20 protein-coding genes and 1 tRNA gene are annotated in these 16,244 nt (G+C 58.7%); 3 read left to right on the top strand and 18 right to left on the bottom strand.

Annotated features, from left to right (window positions below; translation table 11 throughout):
• Positions 1-16: 16 nt before the first annotated feature.
• The 11 genes from OBACDRAFT_RS14950 to OBACDRAFT_RS28345 form a co-directional block, all read right to left on the bottom strand.
• Positions 17-898, bottom strand: a complete 882-nt coding sequence (locus OBACDRAFT_RS14950; RefSeq protein ID WP_052362067.1) for a DUF5131 family protein — start codon at positions 896-898, stop codon at positions 17-19.
• 4 nt (positions 899-902) lie between these two features.
• Positions 903-1,304: a hypothetical protein gene (locus OBACDRAFT_RS14945; protein ID WP_043586921.1), complete on the bottom strand. Its 402-nt coding sequence runs from the start codon at positions 1,302-1,304 to the stop codon at positions 903-905.
• 241 nt (positions 1,305-1,545) lie between these two features.
• Positions 1,546-1,941 carry an ASCH domain-containing protein gene (locus tag OBACDRAFT_RS14940; RefSeq protein ID WP_157837108.1) on the bottom strand — a complete coding sequence of 132 codons (396 nt, stop codon included), beginning with the start codon at positions 1,939-1,941 and terminating at the stop codon, positions 1,546-1,548.
• A gap of 89 nt (positions 1,942-2,030) precedes the next feature.
• The gene (locus OBACDRAFT_RS14935; protein WP_043586917.1) at positions 2,031-2,900 is read right to left on the bottom strand and encodes a DHH family phosphoesterase; all 870 of its coding nucleotides are present in this window, start codon (positions 2,898-2,900) and stop codon (positions 2,031-2,033) included.
• On the bottom strand, positions 2,897-3,376 hold the full coding sequence (locus OBACDRAFT_RS28350; RefSeq protein WP_157837107.1) for a hypothetical protein: 480 nt from the start codon (positions 3,374-3,376) through the stop codon (positions 2,897-2,899). The genes OBACDRAFT_RS14935 and OBACDRAFT_RS28350 overlap by 4 nt, the downstream gene beginning before the upstream one ends.
• A 143-nt stretch (positions 3,377-3,519) precedes the next feature.
• Positions 3,520-4,398, bottom strand: coding sequence for a DUF2303 family protein (locus OBACDRAFT_RS25505; RefSeq protein WP_052362066.1), 879 nt, complete (start codon positions 4,396-4,398; stop codon positions 3,520-3,522).
• A gap of 93 nt (positions 4,399-4,491) precedes the next feature.
• Positions 4,492-4,851 carry a hypothetical protein gene (locus tag OBACDRAFT_RS14915; RefSeq protein ID WP_043586911.1) on the bottom strand — a complete coding sequence of 120 codons (360 nt, stop codon included), beginning with the start codon at positions 4,849-4,851 and terminating at the stop codon, positions 4,492-4,494.
• Positions 4,852-5,699: 848 nt separating this feature from the next.
• Positions 5,700-6,284 (bottom strand): hypothetical protein, encoded by a 585-nt coding sequence (locus OBACDRAFT_RS14905; protein ID WP_157837106.1) that lies wholly within the window; start codon positions 6,282-6,284, stop codon positions 5,700-5,702.
• Between the two features lie 32 nt (positions 6,285-6,316).
• On the bottom strand, positions 6,317-6,688 hold the full coding sequence (locus OBACDRAFT_RS14900) for a hypothetical protein (protein WP_043586905.1): 372 nt from the start codon (positions 6,686-6,688) through the stop codon (positions 6,317-6,319).
• Positions 6,685-7,221 carry a hypothetical protein gene (locus tag OBACDRAFT_RS14895; RefSeq protein WP_043586903.1) on the bottom strand — a complete coding sequence of 179 codons (537 nt, stop codon included), beginning with the start codon at positions 7,219-7,221 and terminating at the stop codon, positions 6,685-6,687. The genes OBACDRAFT_RS14900 and OBACDRAFT_RS14895 overlap by 4 nt, the downstream gene beginning before the upstream one ends.
• Positions 7,218-7,484: a hypothetical protein gene (locus tag OBACDRAFT_RS28345; protein ID WP_157837105.1), complete on the bottom strand. Its 267-nt coding sequence runs from the start codon at positions 7,482-7,484 to the stop codon at positions 7,218-7,220. The genes OBACDRAFT_RS14895 and OBACDRAFT_RS28345 overlap by 4 nt, the downstream gene beginning before the upstream one ends.
• Between OBACDRAFT_RS28345 and OBACDRAFT_RS14890 the strand changes: the two genes are divergently transcribed.
• Entirely contained in the window at positions 7,483-7,938 is a 456-nt protein-coding gene (locus OBACDRAFT_RS14890; RefSeq protein ID WP_043586901.1) for a DUF6364 family protein, read from the top strand. The two genes, OBACDRAFT_RS28345 and OBACDRAFT_RS14890, sit on opposite strands and share 2 nt — an antisense overlap.
• Before the next feature lie 192 nt (positions 7,939-8,130).
• Here OBACDRAFT_RS14890 and OBACDRAFT_RS28340 read toward each other — a convergent pair whose 3' ends face one another.
• The 6 genes from OBACDRAFT_RS28340 to menD all read right to left on the bottom strand — a co-directional run bounded on the left by OBACDRAFT_RS28340 (position 8,131) and on the right by menD (position 12,602).
• Positions 8,131-8,595 carry a hypothetical protein gene (locus OBACDRAFT_RS28340; protein WP_157837104.1) on the bottom strand — a complete coding sequence of 155 codons (465 nt, stop codon included), beginning with the start codon at positions 8,593-8,595 and terminating at the stop codon, positions 8,131-8,133.
• Positions 8,596-8,640: 45 nt separating this feature from the next.
• On the bottom strand, positions 8,641-8,877 hold the full coding sequence (locus tag OBACDRAFT_RS14880; RefSeq protein WP_043586898.1) for a hypothetical protein: 237 nt from the start codon (positions 8,875-8,877) through the stop codon (positions 8,641-8,643).
• On the bottom strand, positions 8,864-9,328 hold the full coding sequence (locus OBACDRAFT_RS14875; protein WP_043586896.1) for a hypothetical protein: 465 nt from the start codon (positions 9,326-9,328) through the stop codon (positions 8,864-8,866). Before OBACDRAFT_RS14875 ends, OBACDRAFT_RS14880 begins: the two co-directional genes overlap by 14 nt.
• 56 nt (positions 9,329-9,384) lie before the next feature.
• Positions 9,385-10,515 carry a tyrosine-type recombinase/integrase gene (locus OBACDRAFT_RS14870; protein ID WP_043586894.1) on the bottom strand — a complete coding sequence of 377 codons (1,131 nt, stop codon included), beginning with the start codon at positions 10,513-10,515 and terminating at the stop codon, positions 9,385-9,387.
• A 117-nt stretch (positions 10,516-10,632) separates the two neighbouring features.
• Positions 10,633-10,707 (bottom strand) — tRNA-Arg (locus OBACDRAFT_RS14865).
• A gap of 77 nt (positions 10,708-10,784) precedes the next feature.
• Positions 10,785-12,602, bottom strand: a complete 1,818-nt coding sequence (gene menD / locus OBACDRAFT_RS14860) for a 2-succinyl-5-enolpyruvyl-6-hydroxy-3-cyclohexene-1-carboxylic-acid synthase (protein ID WP_043586892.1) — start codon at positions 12,600-12,602, stop codon at positions 10,785-10,787.
• A 161-nt stretch (positions 12,603-12,763) separates the two neighbouring features.
• Between menD and OBACDRAFT_RS14855 the strand changes: the two genes are divergently transcribed.
• Entirely contained in the window at positions 12,764-13,915 is a 1,152-nt protein-coding gene (locus tag OBACDRAFT_RS14855) for a LacI family DNA-binding transcriptional regulator (RefSeq protein WP_043586890.1), read from the top strand.
• Here the strand turns inward: OBACDRAFT_RS14855 and OBACDRAFT_RS26735 are convergent.
• Positions 13,855-14,745: an SGNH/GDSL hydrolase family protein gene (locus OBACDRAFT_RS26735; RefSeq protein WP_157837103.1), complete on the bottom strand. Its 891-nt coding sequence runs from the start codon at positions 14,743-14,745 to the stop codon at positions 13,855-13,857. The genes OBACDRAFT_RS14855 and OBACDRAFT_RS26735 overlap by 61 nt on opposite strands.
• 511 nt (positions 14,746-15,256) lie before the next feature.
• Between OBACDRAFT_RS26735 and OBACDRAFT_RS14845 the strand changes: the two genes are divergently transcribed.
• Positions 15,257-16,244, top strand: a 988-nt coding sequence (locus OBACDRAFT_RS14845) for a hypothetical protein (RefSeq protein ID WP_043586886.1), incomplete at its 3' end; no start/stop codon positions are given.

Below are 16,244 nucleotides of genomic sequence, written 5' to 3'. Positions count from 1 at the left end.
ATCCGGTAACAAGTTGTCACTGCGAACGCTTCGCGTCGCAGATCGTTTGGTTAGAGACCTCCGGGAATTGGCGGATCACGAGGTCTGCAGGGATTTCAGGGAACGGCTTCCGCGCACCTCCCATTTGCTTCATAAAAAACGCAACTCCGGCGGATGAACACTGATCGCGGAGCGACCGCGCCCAATCGGGATGCATCGGCCTCGCGTGCGGTCCACTCTCACCCCCTGTAATTACCCAATGAATACGCTCAGCAGACGGCCCAGTATGCCCGCGCCCCTCAATGCCAGAGTCACCTGTCAATGCATCCAAATCGGAGCCAAACAGATCGGGGACACTACGCAAATTCACCGGCCCCAACAACGGCTCGCAGCTCAGGAACCGCACACGGGCCGGGATGCACAGCAGATATGGAACGCGTTCGTCAGCGGCCTGCTGTGTGCCCGTTGTCGTTCCGACCCACACATGTGCAGGCCAATCAGACAGCCACGAACAAGGCACCATGCTCACCACGCATTCGGGACGTTTCGTCAGCAACAGGATGTCGAGGTTGGTGACGAATTGGCAGGCATCCCAAAGGAACCTGCGAGCCTCGTTGAGATCGTCACGATCCTCGAACGTGTCACTCATGCTGTTGATAAAAACGCGCTCGCGCACACCGCGCTGAAAGGCGCTCTTGTCCAACTTGTAGAGTTCGCGCCTCGCCGCTTCGTGGCGAATCCAGCGCTTCCCTGTCGCTCCCCATGTGGCCTTTCCCCGCGAGAAAAGTTTCGAGAGAAGTAAGGCATAGCAATGCCGACACTCCTCGCTGATGCAGCCATCTGGAAGCTGCGCGAATGCGCAGCCCCACCAGAAATTTACGGTGTGATGACACCATTCTATTTTTGAATCTTGTCCCATAATGTTATCCTTTCAAATTCTGCGAACCATGTAATGGCGGCGTCACTACGTGCGCCGCATCGGGTGTGTCCTCGGCGGGCGGATCGTCGTAGGCGTGGAGCATCTCCAAGACCCGCGCGTATTTGTCCTCAATCGCGTGGTGATCTACGAGGACGACGCAGTTGGGGTGAGCGCCGATCAGACGCATCTGCTCCCAATCGAAGTTCCCCGGTGATCCCGACGTCTCGAATTTTATCCCGAGATTGGGCTCGCCAGTCTTGAAGCATTCGATTTCCAGCCTACGGCGGTCGCGCTCGTTATCGGCGATGACATAGACGGCGCGACCGGCAAGCGCGAGTCTCTTGGCATGTTCAAGCATCCGGGTTGTGCGTCCGGTGTGGCAGAGTTTTTGAAGTGCGTTGCTCATTGTTTTCGTGGGTTAAAATTCGGAGCCCAACCATGTATCTACGGAGTCGCTACGCGCTCCGCATCGGGGGTGTTGAAGCGGTAGCGACCTTCTGCCGCTCGAAGACGGCGCCAGATTTTCAGCTCGTGTGCCTCGTCGAGTGTCACCCCGCGCCACCGTCTTTGCCATCCGGCTAGCCACCAACCCGGCGAACACTTCGCGGAAGGCATCGCGGACTCCGGTGTAGTGTGTTTATTGATACTCATTTTTTGCGTGCCTCCTCTGAGGTGTCCCAAAAAATGATGATGCCTGCGAAAGGGAGACCGTGCGTTGTCGCGAACCATTCACGCATCTCCGGCCAGTCGGCGAAACCATCAGCGTGCGCAAAGACATCGGGACTCGGCCAGTAGTTGAGCGCACCGGACGTTCCTAGCGGTTCGACCCTGATCGGCGAAATGCCCTCGGCGGCGATGACTATTTCGGAGACCTGAGAGATCGTGGCCTCACGCAGCACGCGCTGCTTGCTCCGATATGGTAAACCTGTCCAGCAGCGCAGGCTGATCGCATCGCCAGCTTGAGGCATCCGCTTGGGCTTTGGCCGCACTGTTTGAAGTTTCGCCCCGCTTTCCACCAACGCTGCGAAGCGTGGCTTGAACATACGGACGAAGTGCGCCCGTCGGACATCATCGGATTCCGATGCGATGGCGTGGAAGTCGATAGGCTCCCGCCTGATCTCCGTAAGAGCACTCATTTCCCCCTCCCTCCACTACCGAACCCGAACGGCAACACCTCGCACTCAAACCCACACGCCTGCTTGTGCCCGCCCCCGCCGTATTTTTTGGCAATCGCGGCAAAGTCGATCTCCGGCTTGCCCGGCACTCCATACAACGACACCCGCCACTTTTTGCCATCCCAACCAAACCCCAAGCAACCATCATGCTCAGGCCGCAAACCTGCCGTGAACAGCAGACTGTTGTAACGCGCAGCGTTGACGGCGAGGAACGTCAACCCCTCCCATTGCACATCAAACCCCTGTCCCCTGACGATGGACCCATTCTCCCGCGTCCGGGCAAACTGCAACACTCTCCCGCCCGCCAGCAATTGCCGCACATAGGAGTCGTCACAATTCAGCAACCGCTGAAAGTCAGGATCGCACGTCCGCAAACCATGCTGAAAAAGTTCCGCGTCCGGATCGCGCTTATCCCATATGTCATACTCGCCGGCCAGCCGCACCGCCCAAGGCTCCGACACCCGGCGCTCAACAAAATCCTCAAGATTGGGCATTTCATCGACCCGCCGATGCCCGCCAAAAAACAACTGCCACGCCAGCCGGCATGCCGCCACACCGTTGACGCGATAACCCGCAATCTCCGTCCCGTAATCCAGCATCGCGGACAAGTGATGATCGATCCACACCAACCCCGAACGCTGCATCAACTCCGGCACGGAAACGTCGATCATGTAGATCTGTGCACCCGGCGGCACAACCGGCGTCGGCTCCCCGTAGTTCCAGCCCACGTAATCGGCAGATTCGCCGAAATAACGCCGGGCAATCTCGCACGAAAACAGCCCGTCGAAATCCTTGCTGTGATAAATGACGATAACCTTTTTGTTCATAATTTATATCCCTCCAAAGCGAAAAACTCCACCTGATGCGGCTGCACCGCCACCCGTGGCGCGGGCGTCTCGCCCGCAATCCCTGCCCCTGCGCCGACGCCGCCGCCGGCCTCCGCGTGGAGATGCGCACTACCAAGCGCCTCCTGATTACGACCGTCGCCCCGTTCCTTTACCGAGGCCAAGCTGCCGGCGGCGGCAAAATTTTCCTTACAAACCCCCAAACGCTCCCAAACCTCGCGCGCGGCCTCGGCCTCGCGCGCCTCCCAGCGCTGTCCTGAACCCGCCACTACAAACCGATGCCGCACCAGCCAGCCAATGGCATCCTCAAGCTGAACATCCGCCCGCTGGTCCGGTCGCAAATGTTCCCCGATCGCGGCTGCGTCGAGCAGTCCCCGTTCCAACAGTTCATCATAAACCGCCAGACGCAGCCCGCGCAACCCGTGCAAAATATCACTCCATTTGCCCCGGTCACTCATTCTTAGTAGTGCCTGTTAGTGTTGATTAGTGGTTTAAAATCCCCCCTCCCCCCAACAAAGGCGGGGGCGCGTAGCTGATCCGCAACTACAGCGCCCCCGCCCCGTGGGTTCAGCCGGGGCCGGAGAAGATTTTTTTGATGCGCTTATTTCACCTCACCCAACAGAACCGGGATGGGTTTGAGCATGTCCACGATGGCGTTCCGCGCCTCGGACAACGCCAGTTCGATGATCTTGTGCGGACGCACCACCTCATAAAAGATGATAAGCGAACCGTCCTTGATGCGGTAGCGGAACCGGCAATCCACATCGTAGGCCGGGCCGTTCTGGAAAACCGGAATGCGAATCTTGAACGTATCCGGAATCTCCAAATCGCCCTGTTGACCCGATTTTGCCGTCGTCGTGTGCGCGTAGTGCAACTGACGATCGCCATTTTCGAGCCGCACCGCGCTCTTGAACTCCACGCCCTGCGTGGCCTCCAGCGTCTTGACAACCTCCAGCATCCGCGCCGCTTCCGGAGAGATGATGTCGATTATGTTGTCTTCGATGAACTGCGCGGCAGTCGTCTGCGACATGCCAGCCCCGCTCTGCGACAGCCAACGTTTCCACTCCGGTGTGTGCTCGCAAATATAGTGGCACGAGTGCGAACAATTCCGCGCCTCGCCCGGATTGTAAATCGCATTGTGACTCGGTGCCACAATCGCGTGTTCCGCGTTGCCGTGATGGTAGTCGATGATGGCGGTGAACGTTCCGCCCTCCTCGGACACTTTTGAAAAAACCGTTGTGCCTGGCTCCGCGTGTTTGATGACGTAGTCAGCAAACGACATATAATCACGAACGATAACATTGGCCTTCTTGCGGATGGGGTTTTTCAAAAATTCCTCCAAGCTCGAAATCTTTTCCGATTTCGGCCATAGAAGCAAAGGAGCTCTCAGCCCCTCGATGGATTGCAACTCGGGTTTCAGTCCCTCGTGTGCCAGAGCGGCGATGGCCGCTGATTCAGTCTGTGCAACTTGTGCATTCATAATTCAACTACGATTCGATTGTGGTTTTGTTGTGGCGCGGGCTTTTTCTGACAAACGCCCGCAGATTGCTTTTTTGACTCGGATGCCCGGCGCTTACGCCGCCGTCCGCTCTGATTCCGGGAACATCTGCATTTGCTTCGGATCGTTCCGCGTCAGGAAATTGCTGTCGCGTTCGATGAAGAAAACGGTCGGTTTCCGATCACGCTCCGGCAGCTTCAACTTCACTGCCGTCTCGATCTCCACGCTCTGCACCTCACCCTTGCCATCGGGTTTGATAATCAGGGAAAAAGTCAGTTCGGCCTTTTTGCCCGTTGTGCGCACAGCCTGCACGGCCTGCGGATATTTTTCGGCCAGATCGGCGGCAACAGTGCCCCGACCCAACTGTGCCAGCAGTTCGATGAACACATTCGTGTCGATCACCTGCTGCGTTCGCTCATCACGTTTATTTTGCATGGTATTGGATTTATGGTTACACCTCTGACAAGATTTCAGCTTTTCAAAGTGGCTCTCTCGACACGGCCCGGATGCGCCTGACCGCCGCTTGCGCGACGGCGCTGACGGTTCCCCGTGCCGCAATCCGCCCCCGCATCTGCACACGCAGAGGCGGACGGGGGCGCGTCCCCGGATTCCATGTCGAGAGAAAGATTAGCTGTGATCGTTGAGCTATCAGCTGTGAGCTTGGGGCTGTGAGCTTGGGGCTGTGAGCTATCAGCTTGGAGCTTGGAGCTCCACTCCCCGCACCAATCCTCAGCGCGCGTGCGCGGCCAGCGAAAATCCCCCGCTGCTCGCCGCCGGCACTCCCCGCCTGCGGCGGCGCGCAACGCCTCGCCCGTTTTGTTTTTAAACCAAAACAGGCAATTTTCGCAAACTTGGGAGTGCGGAGCGGGAGAAGATGAGGAGGACATAAAATCAGGAGCTATTAGCTTGGAGCTTGGCGCTTGGAGCTGTGAGCTTGGCGCTAACGGATGAGGTGAAATCGGCGGCGCTCGCGCCGGGGATGAACACAAGGGCCTCGCACAACCCGCCCGGCCCCCGCGTGCACGTATTGAGGACCACGCCCCCAGCGACCGCCCGCCAGCGCGTTGTTTTCGTGGACCCATCGCGCGTATCGCGGATGATCTGAGCCGTTGACCAGAAAGCCGGATCGCCTTTGACCTGAGCGCGAGGTGTTGCCTTGCCAGAGTCCGGCGTCCGCTGTCCGGCGTCCACTTGGGATTTGGGATTTACCGGCTTGGGATTTACTGGCGTCAGCCGGTTACTCCACTTTTTGCGCGCCCCGAACGTTGATGGAGACCCGTAGCTCATGCTGCCGCCCTCCGTTTCTTTTCGTCCCGGTCTATCGTGCGCCAGTCGATGGGAGCCCTCCCCTTTTGGATAAGAGACCGGTTAATCCCGCGCCTGTGAGCGGCATGAGCTGCGGAAACCTTGCGCGCCTGCTTAGTTCCAAGAATCCATTTTACGGCATATTTTGCCAGATACTTATACGCAATCTGCAAAGACCGCTCCGGGCTGCAAAAAATCCCGAACTTCCTGAACTCATTTACCCTCTCTTTAAAAACGGGCCAATCATGAGTGTAACTTTCGACCCAACTAAAAAGCTCCGACCATGAGTTCTTATAAAATTTCTGCAGGTAATGCTCTGAGCAATGGATCAGTGCCAACGCCTGCTCAAAACGTTCAGCAGGTATCTGCGTTTTACCATTATCTGCCAACGAATCATAATATACCAAATCCAATACCGCTTGCTGTATGTGCAAGCGCACTGGCGGCAACGCCAGCGGCATTGGGGGAAAAGGCGCGGGCGTCTGTGAGGGCAAACCCGCCTCCTGTTGAAGTGGCGCGGGCGTCCCGCCCGCCGTCATTGTTGTTTCGTTTTTTGTATTCATGTGCAGATGAATGTTGTAGTTAAAAAATGGATTCAGATTTGCCCCGCCGCCCGCATCCGTGCCACGGATGCCAGCCCGTAGAGCTTGACGAGTTTGACGACGTGAAGCGGGATGAGGCGGTAAGGCCGTGACGCCCCCCCGTGGTTGATATAGGGCAGTTGATCGCGCTCACACCGCCGGCAGATCGTGCGAGACGAGATGCCCAATTCCCGCGCCAGCCGCGAAGGAGGCCAGCCCTTGGTGGTTGGCTTCACATCCTCGGGATGGATTGGATACGCGGGAACAAACTCGCGCTCCCGCGCCGCCACGCCTGCGGCATCTGCGGCAGTCGCAAACCGCCGCACATGCAGAGCGCCATCGTCGCCGCGCACCAGTGCGGCAAATTTATTGGCTGCGCGGCTCATTTCGCCCCCCCTTTCAGAGTCTCGCGTCCCGAGTTCAGAGTCCCCGTTGTCCCTGTCGCACCAGTCGATTTTGCATCAGGCTCATTGGCCCCATTCGCCTCATCCCAAACGGTGAGAGCCGAATGGGCATACGTGAGGTCAAACGCCTCCCGGATCATGTAATTGTGGGCAAGCACCTGCCGCAACATCCCGGCGAGCACCTGCACCGTAAGCTCCGCCTCATACCGCGCAGACGAGTCAGGCAGATCGCTGACAGCGCGTAACAACGGTTTTTCCACATTAGCCAGCACGATCTCCGTGCGCCTCGGCAAAAGCGGAAGATGGCACCCATGCTCATCCAGCACACACACATGAGCCTCCAGCAACTCGATACGGTCGAGCCGTGCCTGAGCATGGACGAACTCTCGCAAAGCCCGCGCCTTGCCGGTGGAGATTTCGCCGCCGGTAAACGGCCCCGACGTGGCGAGATAGTCTTCTGCCGGGGTCGATTCCGCGGACTCCGCCCGCTTCGCGGTTTTTTTCGCGCGGCTCATTTCGCCTCTTTCCTCTTTAAGATGCTGAGTTCACGCTGAAGCCCCCGATTTACGATCGAGGAAAAAGAAACATTGAATGCAAGCGCAATACGACGAGCCTGATTGTATAACGTGATATCAATCATGGCATTGACGCGCTGTTTGGTTTTTCCTTTTGGACGTCCTCTGAGATTCATACACAAGAGAGTGTGTAACTGCTTACACACGTCAAGCGAGAAAAATAGATTTTCTTTTTTATGGGCATGAAAAAGATGTCCACGCATGAGCATTCCAATGAAGGTTGCCCCCCGTGGCGTCACAAAACACGAACGCCTGAACATCTCGCTGGACAGCGGACTCGCTGAAGCGGCCAGAGCTTACGCCAAAGAAAAAAAAGTAACGCTTTCCAGTCTGATTTCCGATTTTCTGGCCCAAACAGTATCTGGCGCATCTGAAACACCAAAGGAACGCGAACTGCTTCTTGTGAGCATAGTTGAGCGACTCGCTAAAGAAATAAATAAACCGCTTACCCCCAAAGAGCGGGAGCGGTTAGGGATCACTCCTGTATTCGATTTATCAGAACAAGTTCCGGAAGTATCCCCGGTAAAAGCATCCGAAGTGGCGAAACGAATTGAGTCTAGAAAAGTTGCGGGGATTGAGGACGTGCAAAGGATTGCTCAATTAGAGTTGAAAAAGGCAGAGATAAGCCGTGCACGTGACAAGAAAGCATCTGCTTGACCGGACTTTTCCAGCATCTCGAAAGCGCAGCGAAATAACATCACCATCTCTGCCATCTGCGGGCAAGCATAGCCCGCGCAGCGAATCCGGCGCGGGCATTTTGCTGTTTTTGTGGTAGGGAAAGGGACAACGTCACCGAAAGAAAATTCGGTCTGCTGAGGCGGCATGGACGCACACTTAGCGCGGGGCGGCTCATTTTGTTTCCTGAGCGCGCAAGGCGGCGGAGCGTTCGCGTGCCAACTGGGCCAGCTTGGTTTCGCCCTCGCGATCGTATTTGGCGGCGAGGGTGTCATAGTCCTCTGCCGTGCAACCCATTTCATCTTTTATTTGCCCGGTAGCGGTAGCCTGTTCCTTGGATGTATCAGACTTGATGGGAGTAACGGTAACGATGGCCGGATCATCTAGCGGAGCGGGCAAAGAAAATTTTCCGCCAACAGCGCAGTAAGGCACAGGCGAGAGCTGCCGGTTTCCGTTCTCATCGACAACCATTTCCCATAGACGTCCCGTTTGAGTGTCTAGCATATAGATGTGACGCGCTTGATCGTTAATTTGACCAAAAACGAACCGCCCGCCCTCACTGGAAAGAGACGCAGCGGAAGTAGCGAGCGCGGTGAAACCAAGGAAAACCAACACGAGAGAAGAACGGAAGAAGCTCATGCCCTTAGCCCTTACCCACCCGCCGCTTTCGCGTCACGCCTCTTTTTATTTGGCGACATCGGGCCGGTGTCTTTTTTTATGAGAGCGGATGAAGTCTGGCAATTTTTCGTGGACGATGAACTCGCGCATTTCGCGGACAGATACATCGCTGTTGTCATCAAGCAAAGAGCGGATGGACTCATCAATACGCCGAGTCAAAGCAGCGCGATCCCCGGTGGGGGCTTCCCTGAGGGAATAAAGCAAGTCCAAGACGTGTGCGAGAACCTGTTCAGGAGCTTGCATTCAGCAAAGAATCCAGCCTGTTGCGCCGCGTTGGAGTCATGGCCGAATACACCACGCCAGCGGAAATCTCAATTTCCTGCACAATCGCCATCACATCATCCGCCCCAAACCCCACAGACCTGTCCAAATCCATGCCCGGGTTCTGTTGCAACAAAGCGAGCAAATGAAGCCCCTTCCCCTTTAACTGAGCCGCGCAAGCCTTGAAATAAGTCATTTCAAACTCGCTCGGAGTGGACTGGTAGATGACCGCATCCTGATACGACCGTAACATCTCATAACCTGTTACCCAACGTGTGGCCAGATAAGCCAGATAGGCACGCTTCTGATCAAAGTCCCGCTCAAGCTCGTGAAGGAACTGGCGCAAATACAACCAGTTGAGATCCTTCAAACCACAATCCAACCCCAACTCATACTGGGGGTCATCAAAGTGCGAAACAACAGGAGCATTCATAACCTGATGCAGGAAACACCAAACCGGAAACACTGCAAGCCAAAGCCTAGCAGACCTTATGGCCTGAAACCCAGCACGGACAGCGCCTGCGGGCGCGTCAGCACGCGGTGATAATGCCTAAAAATGATGTCCACGCTGGTGCCTGCCTCGCGGGCAACCTTGCCCTCATGCTGAACGATGGCGAACCGAGCGCTGATGAACGTGTGCCGGGGCGCATCCTGCGTCCAAGTCTGCCCGCTCAACCGCTCCAGCGCGGCCCTTCCCTTCACACTCAGCGGATGAAACGTGCCATCCTGCGCCGGTGAAAATCTTTTTAACCACGCAACCGCCGCCTCGCCTAGCGGCACCGTGCGATCCGCCCGGCCCCGCAACTTCCCCCCCTGCGCCCGCAACGCTGGCTTTCCGGTCAGCACAAACCGGCTGTGCTCCTGTTCGCTGGGGCGCAATCCGCCCATCAACAATGCCACCAGCGCCGGCACAAACCGGCCCTTGCGATACCTGGCTGCCGCCACAAACCACGCCTTTGCCTCCCCGGCAGTCCACACCACCCGATTTGTCTCATCCGCTCGCGGCCGCTTCGTGCCCTTCATCGGGTGAACCTTCAGCAACTTCTTTTCCGATACCAGCCACGTCAGAAAACTGCTGACCGCGTTCATGTCATTTTTCCGCGTGGTGGCGCTGACCCCCATCCGGCTCCGCAAGGCAAGACAAGCCTCGTGAGTCAAATCCGATACCGTCGCCAAGCCCTCGCGCTTGAACCAAGCCCCCACACGAGATTTCAAATTTCCCGCCGTCCGATCCCTTGCCCCCTCCACTCGCTGTTTGTGGTCAATAAATTCTTTCAACAACGCCTCATCCAGCGCGACTGCTGCCTGCTGCCGGGCCGGATGCCGCGCAATAAAATCCTGAGCCACCTCGGTCAGCGACAACGTGACCCCCGCCGCATCAAGAGCCTGCCGCGCCGCAAAAAAATCCGCGCGAGCCGGGGCATCAAGCGACAGCCCCGCCACGCCGCCCATGACCACGCCCTTGTTGACCGTCTTTTGGTAGTCTAGCGCGTCCTCTTTCTCCACGAAATATTTTACGATGCGTTTTTTTCGCCCGCTCTTTTCGATCCTTACCGGGTCTGTGTAGCTGACAGTCCAGTTGACGCGGGGGTGTTTGATGGGGCGAAGGACGGCGAACATGGTATGGCCAAGTAACGCCAAAACGTGACTTAGTTGTCAACACTGTCGCAGTTTTGTTGTTTATACCGACAAAATACTTACAAAAGAATTTCCCTCGTAATTTATTTTGTAAGTATCTGGTGCAAGCGCCGGGACTTGAACCCGGATCGACGGCTTCGGAGACCGCTACACTATCCATTGTGCTACGCCTGCGTTCAGAAAAAACCGAGGCGCGACACAACAACCGCACTCCCCGCACGTCAAGCTCCGGGGTAAATCAGTCCAAACCCTCAGACATTCAGACCGATTTGTCCGGCCACCCGTGCCAGCAACGCCTTGCGACACGCCGCGTCGCGCTTCCGATCCGTGCGCACCTCCAGCACCCGCACACCTCTCGACGGCAACTCCGACACCAATTCCTCAAAATGCCGCCCATCGCGCACCGCCACATGCTCCACGCCATACGCCGCGCAAAGCATCGCAAAATCCACCTGCTGCGGCGTCGCCCAATACTCCTCAAACGGAGGATCGAACGCCGCCACCGGCAAGTGCTCGAAAATCCCCCCGCCGTTATTGTTAATCAACACCACCGTTAGCGACGCCCCCTCCCTCATGCGTCCGCCCGACGCCAGCAAAAACCCATTCGTATCGTGCAACAACGCCAGATCCCCGGTCAGCAGCACCGCCGGACGCCGATGCCCCTGCGCCACGCCCAGCGCCGTCGAAAGCGTCCCGTCGATCCCATTGGCCCCGCGATTGTACAAAACCGTCAGACCGCGATCCGACGCCGGCCAGAAATACTCCAGGTCACGCACCGGCATCGAATTTGCCACCATCAACGGCGTCCCCTCCGGCAACGCCCGGTTGAGCAACCAAGCCACGCGCCCCTCAAACAAATCGTCCCCCCCTCCCCCCCTCCCCCCCAACGCCGCCGCCAGTCCCGCCTGCACCGCCGCCTCCGCCCGTTGCCAGCGCGCCAGATAATCCGCCGCGCCCTCGCACGCCGCCAACTCCGGCGAATCCATCAACGCCAGCGCCCCGGCCAACACCGTCGTGTTACCATGCAGCGCATCACGATTGCGCCCATCGCGCGTCAGCAACGTGATCGCCGGCTCACAACGCGCCAGCCACTCACGCAACACCTTGCTCGTCGGCCACCCGCCCACGCACAACACCCGGTCCGGACGCAACGCCTCCGCCGCCTCCGCATTGCGCAGGATCGCATCGTATCCGGCAACCCCATACGCCCGCGCCCATGCCTCCGGCGCGCATTGGCGCAACGGCGACAACACATCCAGCAATACCGGCGCCTGCAACCGTTCCGCGATCGCCCGCAACGCCCGCACATCCACCCCCACCTCCGGCCCCGCCACGATCAACGCACGTTCCCCGAATTTCGCACTCCACATTCCGCGCTCCACATTCCGCTCCCCCCCCCCCCCCTGCCGCTCCCCCGCATCAAGTCCGGCGAAAAACGCATCATCCAAAACGCCGCTTGCGCGCACCGCCTCGACAGCCAACGCCGCCGCGCATCCAGCCTGCTCCGCCACTGGCGGCAACGGATCACGAAACGGCGCATTCAAATGCACCACACCGCCCCCCCCCCTCCCCCCCCTTGCCCGGTCCACCGCGTGCGACACCATTTGTCGCAGATACGCCAGCAATTCCACCCGCGCCTCCGGCACTGCCAGCTCATGATAAAACTCCGTGTATCCGCCGAACAATTTTTGCTGGTCGATGGTTTGACCCGAACCGCAGTCGCGCATTTCCGGCGGACGATCCGCCGTCACCACGATCAACGGCACCCCGCTCTCCTGCGCCTCGATCACTGCGGGAAAATAATTCGCCCCCGCCGTCCCGCTTGTGCACACGAGCACGACCGGTTCGCGCGCCGCCTTGGCGATACCCAATGCAAAAAACGCCGCTGACCGTTCATCGAGCACGGGAGTTGCCACGATCCCCGGATGCCGCGCCAGCGCCATCGTCAACGGCGTTGACCTCGATCCCGGCGACACCACCGCCTGCGACACGCCCCGCCGCACCAGTGTCTCCACAAACACACTACACCACAAACTGTTGATGTTTCTGAAATCGATAACGCACGTCATGGTTCGTAAAATAAACCTCCAATCCAGCCTCCCTCCGCCTCCAGCACAACCGCGAATCGCCCATCCCCCAATCTCCGTCCCTGCCCGCGGACTATCCGACGACAAGCCATATCAACAAACAAATCGACAAGGCCACTTCAAGCGATTGAAACAATCTCCCAATGGCCTCCTCGAAAAAAGCCCGCCCGCGCAGCACATCAGCCAAACTCCCGCAGACCCGCCGCCCACGTAGCGCCCCCCCCTCCCCCCCCAATGGCGCCACTGGCAAACGCCCCACCATCATGGACGTTGCCCGCGAAGCCGGGGTTGACTACTCTACTGTCTCGCTCGCCCTCCGCAAAGACCCCCGCATCAAAACCGAAACCCGCGAACGCATCGAAGCCGCCTCCAAAAAAATCGGCTACTACCCCAACCGCCTTGCCCGCTCACTCTCTGGAGGCGCCACCCGCGTCATCGGCGTAATGCTCACCGAAATGAGCCGCTTCTTCGCCACCCCGCTCGAAGAATTTCAACGCATCGGCGAAGCCGCCGGCTACACCCTCTCCGTCCACTTCTCCTGGTGGGACATGGAACGCGAACGCAAAGGCATGCAGCAATTCTGTGAAAACTGCGTCGAAGGCATCATCTGGGCACCCAACGTCTTTGACACCTCGCTCAAGGAAACCGCCACCCTGCTTCACAACGCCCGCATCCCTGCTGTCATGCTCGGGCTGATACACGACGACGATGCCCACACCGTTCCCTGCCACCAAATCGGCATCGACATCAGAAACGGACTCCGACTCGGCCTCGAATACCTCCTCTCGCTCGGCCACCGCCGCATCGCCATTGCCACCGCAGCCGGCATGGAAGGCAAACGCGGCGACATGTTTCAACTCCGCCTGCGCATCCTCCGCGAACTCTTTGCCGAACTCGGCATCCCCCTCGCCGACACCGACACCTTCCTCGCCACCGACCACGAACACGGCGGCATTGAAATCGCCATGCAACTCGCCAGCCGCCCACGCACCGACTGGCCCACCGCCATCTTTGCCGCCGAAGACTCGCTCGCCCGCGGCCTTGCCAAAAGCCTCCATGCCATCGGCATCAACATCCCCCGTGACATCAGCCTCCTCGGTTACCACGTCAGTTCGGATGAACTCATGGGCCCCGTCCCCCTCAGCACCGTTTCGCTGGAAAGCGGCAACTTCGCCACCCGTGCCATTGACCTCTTGATCGGCCTGATGCGCAAAAAAACGCCCTCACTCCCGCATCAAATCATCACCGTTCCCTCCACCATCATCGAACGCGAATCCTGCGCCAGACCCCGCTGACCGCCCCCCCGCCTCCCCTGCCGCTCGCATCCGAGCACCCCCAACAAACAATCCGCGTAAAGCCGATGCCCAAAATCGTTGGGATGATTCACCCCATTCCCCGTCATGCTCCAAAACCCCTTGCGCCCCGCCACAAAATCCCAAACCGCGCGGACATCGCATAACACGACCCCGCTGCCCGCCAAGGCCAGCTCCGCCAAAACTCCCCCATAAGCCTCGTGCAAATCCGCCCGAGCCAAATGCCACGCATCATGGGCATTCATTCCCGAAACCAACATAAATTCCGTATCCGGGAACAAACTACGCACTCGATGAATCATGCCCCCGATGCTCGCCCCGAACTCATCCGCGCTCACACCCGCGGACGCGTCATTCATCCCGAACGCCAGCACCACAAGATCGGGAGAGAACCCACACACCGCCTCCATTTGTGCCTGCTCCGCACCCCATGCCGCCGTCTTCCCGCCAACCGAAAAATTCCTCACAACAACCGCCTCCCCCCCCCCCCCGCCCGCCAAACCCTCTGCGACCAGATCAACATAGCCCGGTTGAAACGGCGCCACCCCGCAATAACCAGAAGCATTGGCCCCCGTTGAAATACTGTCACCCAACACTGCCAAGCGCAGTGAATTTCCCCCGCCCCAACGCCTCGCCAACCCCGGCAACTGCTCTCTCTGACAAACCGGTTTCGGCCCGCGCCAAACCTCTTCGGTTTCGTAATCCACACACACCTGCAAATCGTGAAAATAATGCTCCTCGGAAAAATGAATCAGACGCCGCCCATCGCGATGCCGCTCGATCGTGCGCTCGCTCGCAATCAGCGGAAACAACTCATCCCGACCAAGCGCTGGCGTAGGCCAATCCACCCAAAACCTCCCGTTTCTCCCGCCTCTCCCCTCCTCTGCTGTCGCCGCTGCCGTTGGCTGCCCCGGCGTCCGTATCCGCTCCCGTGGATAGACCACCGTTCCGCCAGAATCACGGACGCGCAGAATCCTTTTCGGGGAAAACAGCAATCGGCCCGATGCCTCCCTTTCGCCAGCCTCCCGCTCCAGCAGCACCGGCTCGCCCCGCACCCTCCGGCAATTCGTTTCCCCGTCCCCCCCTTGCCCCCGCCACACGGGGAGAGGCAAATCATCGAAAGAAAAAATACCTTGTGCTGGAATTATGGATACATCTTTAAAATTAAAATTCATATAAGAGCGTTTGCGAACTGTAACTTACGGGCTGCGCACCCCGGTATCTCCGACTGCCTGCACCACGGCAAAGAGCCGGAATACAGAAATCGGACAGAAAAGAATTGCACTTTTTCAAACGTTTGAAAACACAATTCACATCACCTCCATGAAACAAAAATTCCGCTCCTCCCTGCCCGCCCCTTTTGTCCTCTGCTCATGCCTCCTGCTTGTCTCTCCGCTCAACAAAGCGGCGCATGCGGCCACCTCCCCCGCCCCTTCCCCTGCCACCTTCATCTGGCTCGAAAAACCATCCGCAACCAACTTCCCCGACTCTCCCAACTGGGACATCCTCTCCGAAAAACGCGCTCCTGCCGTCATGAACGTGAAGGACGCCTCCCGCTCGTCATCATTTTTCATCGAATACACCTTCACAGTCCCCCCCCCCTCTCCCCGCGCTGTCGCACCAGACTCCGCCGCCCGCTGGCAACTATGGGCACGCAACTACGACCCCAACTGGTCTTCCCCCGCCCGCTGGCGCATCGATGACACCCCTTGGCAAACCTGGCAGCCCGGCCCCTCCGTTCACCGTGCCGTCTTTAACAAAACCTTTGTCATGCAGTGGCACCCCTGGACCACCACCCCGCTCGAACTTACACCCGGAGAACACCGCATCCGCATCGAACTCACCGGCACCCGCAAACGCGGCGACATCCCCTTCTTCGTTCTCGACGCCCTCCTCCTCACCCGCGGCGACTTCACACCCAAAGGCGCTGACAAACCCGACGCCATAATCGAACAACACCAACAACTCTCCCGTGCCCTCGCCACCCGCCTCCCTGCCGACGAAGCCGCCACCTTCAACACCCGCGCCACCGACATCGCCCGCCGCGCCCTCACCGACAACCTCGGAGCCTTCTCCGAATACGCATCGCTCAACGACGAAATCAACCGCGCCATCGAACGCCAGACCCTCATCGCCACCAACACCCAAACCACCCTCCACGGCAAAATCACCGCCATTCAACTCACCCCGCCCGATCCCTCCGCTGTCCCCCCTCCTCCCCCCCGTCTCACCTTCACAGCCACCTGGAACCGCACCTGGACCGGCACCCAACTCTGGCTCGGCTTCACACAAAACCGCGCCCTCTACGCCA

The sequence above is a fragment of the Geminisphaera colitermitum TAV2 genome, from assembly GCF_000171235.2.
In the GTDB taxonomy this organism is placed as follows: Bacteria; Verrucomicrobiota; Verrucomicrobiia; order Opitutales; family Opitutaceae; genus Geminisphaera; species Geminisphaera colitermitum.
The sequence above is the reverse complement of the archived record's forward strand: the minus strand, read 5'-3'. Positions and strand labels throughout refer to the sequence as shown.

What these genes read in the sequence shown, in the direction of transcription:
- OBACDRAFT_RS14950 (WP_052362067.1), bottom strand. Translation starts at nt 898, where the DNA reads ATGGGACAAGATTCAAAAATAGAATGGTGTCATCACACCGTAAATTTC.
- OBACDRAFT_RS14945 (WP_043586921.1), bottom strand. Translation starts at nt 1,304, where the DNA reads ATGAGCAACGCACTTCAAAAACTCTGCCACACCGGACGCACAACCCGG.
- OBACDRAFT_RS14940 (WP_157837108.1), bottom strand. Translation starts at nt 1,941, where the DNA reads ATGTTCAAGCCACGCTTCGCAGCGTTGGTGGAAAGCGGGGCGAAACTT.
- OBACDRAFT_RS14935 (WP_043586917.1), bottom strand. Translation starts at nt 2,900, where the DNA reads ATGAACAAAAAGGTTATCGTCATTTATCACAGCAAGGATTTCGACGGG.
- OBACDRAFT_RS28350 (WP_157837107.1), bottom strand. Translation starts at nt 3,376, where the DNA reads ATGAGTGACCGGGGCAAATGGAGTGATATTTTGCACGGGTTGCGCGGG.
- OBACDRAFT_RS25505 (WP_052362066.1), bottom strand. Translation starts at nt 4,398, where the DNA reads ATGAATGCACAAGTTGCACAGACTGAATCAGCGGCCATCGCCGCTCTG.
- OBACDRAFT_RS14915 (WP_043586911.1), bottom strand. Translation starts at nt 4,851, where the DNA reads ATGCAAAATAAACGTGATGAGCGAACGCAGCAGGTGATCGACACGAAT.
- OBACDRAFT_RS14905 (WP_157837106.1), bottom strand. Translation starts at nt 6,284, where the DNA reads ATGAATACAAAAAACGAAACAACAATGACGGCGGGCGGGACGCCCGCG.
- OBACDRAFT_RS14900 (WP_043586905.1), bottom strand. Translation starts at nt 6,688, where the DNA reads ATGAGCCGCGCAGCCAATAAATTTGCCGCACTGGTGCGCGGCGACGAT.
- OBACDRAFT_RS14895 (WP_043586903.1), bottom strand. Translation starts at nt 7,221, where the DNA reads ATGAGCCGCGCGAAAAAAACCGCGAAGCGGGCGGAGTCCGCGGAATCG.
- OBACDRAFT_RS14890 (WP_043586901.1), top strand. Translation starts at nt 7,483, where the DNA reads ATGAGCATTCCAATGAAGGTTGCCCCCCGTGGCGTCACAAAACACGAA.
- OBACDRAFT_RS28345 (WP_157837105.1), bottom strand. Translation starts at nt 7,484, where the DNA reads ATGCGTGGACATCTTTTTCATGCCCATAAAAAAGAAAATCTATTTTTC.
- OBACDRAFT_RS28340 (WP_157837104.1), bottom strand. Translation starts at nt 8,595, where the DNA reads ATGAGCTTCTTCCGTTCTTCTCTCGTGTTGGTTTTCCTTGGTTTCACC.
- OBACDRAFT_RS14880 (WP_043586898.1), bottom strand. Translation starts at nt 8,877, where the DNA reads ATGCAAGCTCCTGAACAGGTTCTCGCACACGTCTTGGACTTGCTTTAT.
- OBACDRAFT_RS14875 (WP_043586896.1), bottom strand. Translation starts at nt 9,328, where the DNA reads ATGAATGCTCCTGTTGTTTCGCACTTTGATGACCCCCAGTATGAGTTG.
- OBACDRAFT_RS14870 (WP_043586894.1), bottom strand. Translation starts at nt 10,515, where the DNA reads ATGTTCGCCGTCCTTCGCCCCATCAAACACCCCCGCGTCAACTGGACT.
- menD (WP_043586892.1), bottom strand. Translation starts at nt 12,602, where the DNA reads ATGACGTGCGTTATCGATTTCAGAAACATCAACAGTTTGTGGTGTAGT.
- OBACDRAFT_RS14855 (WP_043586890.1), top strand. Translation starts at nt 12,764, where the DNA reads ATGGCCTCCTCGAAAAAAGCCCGCCCGCGCAGCACATCAGCCAAACTC.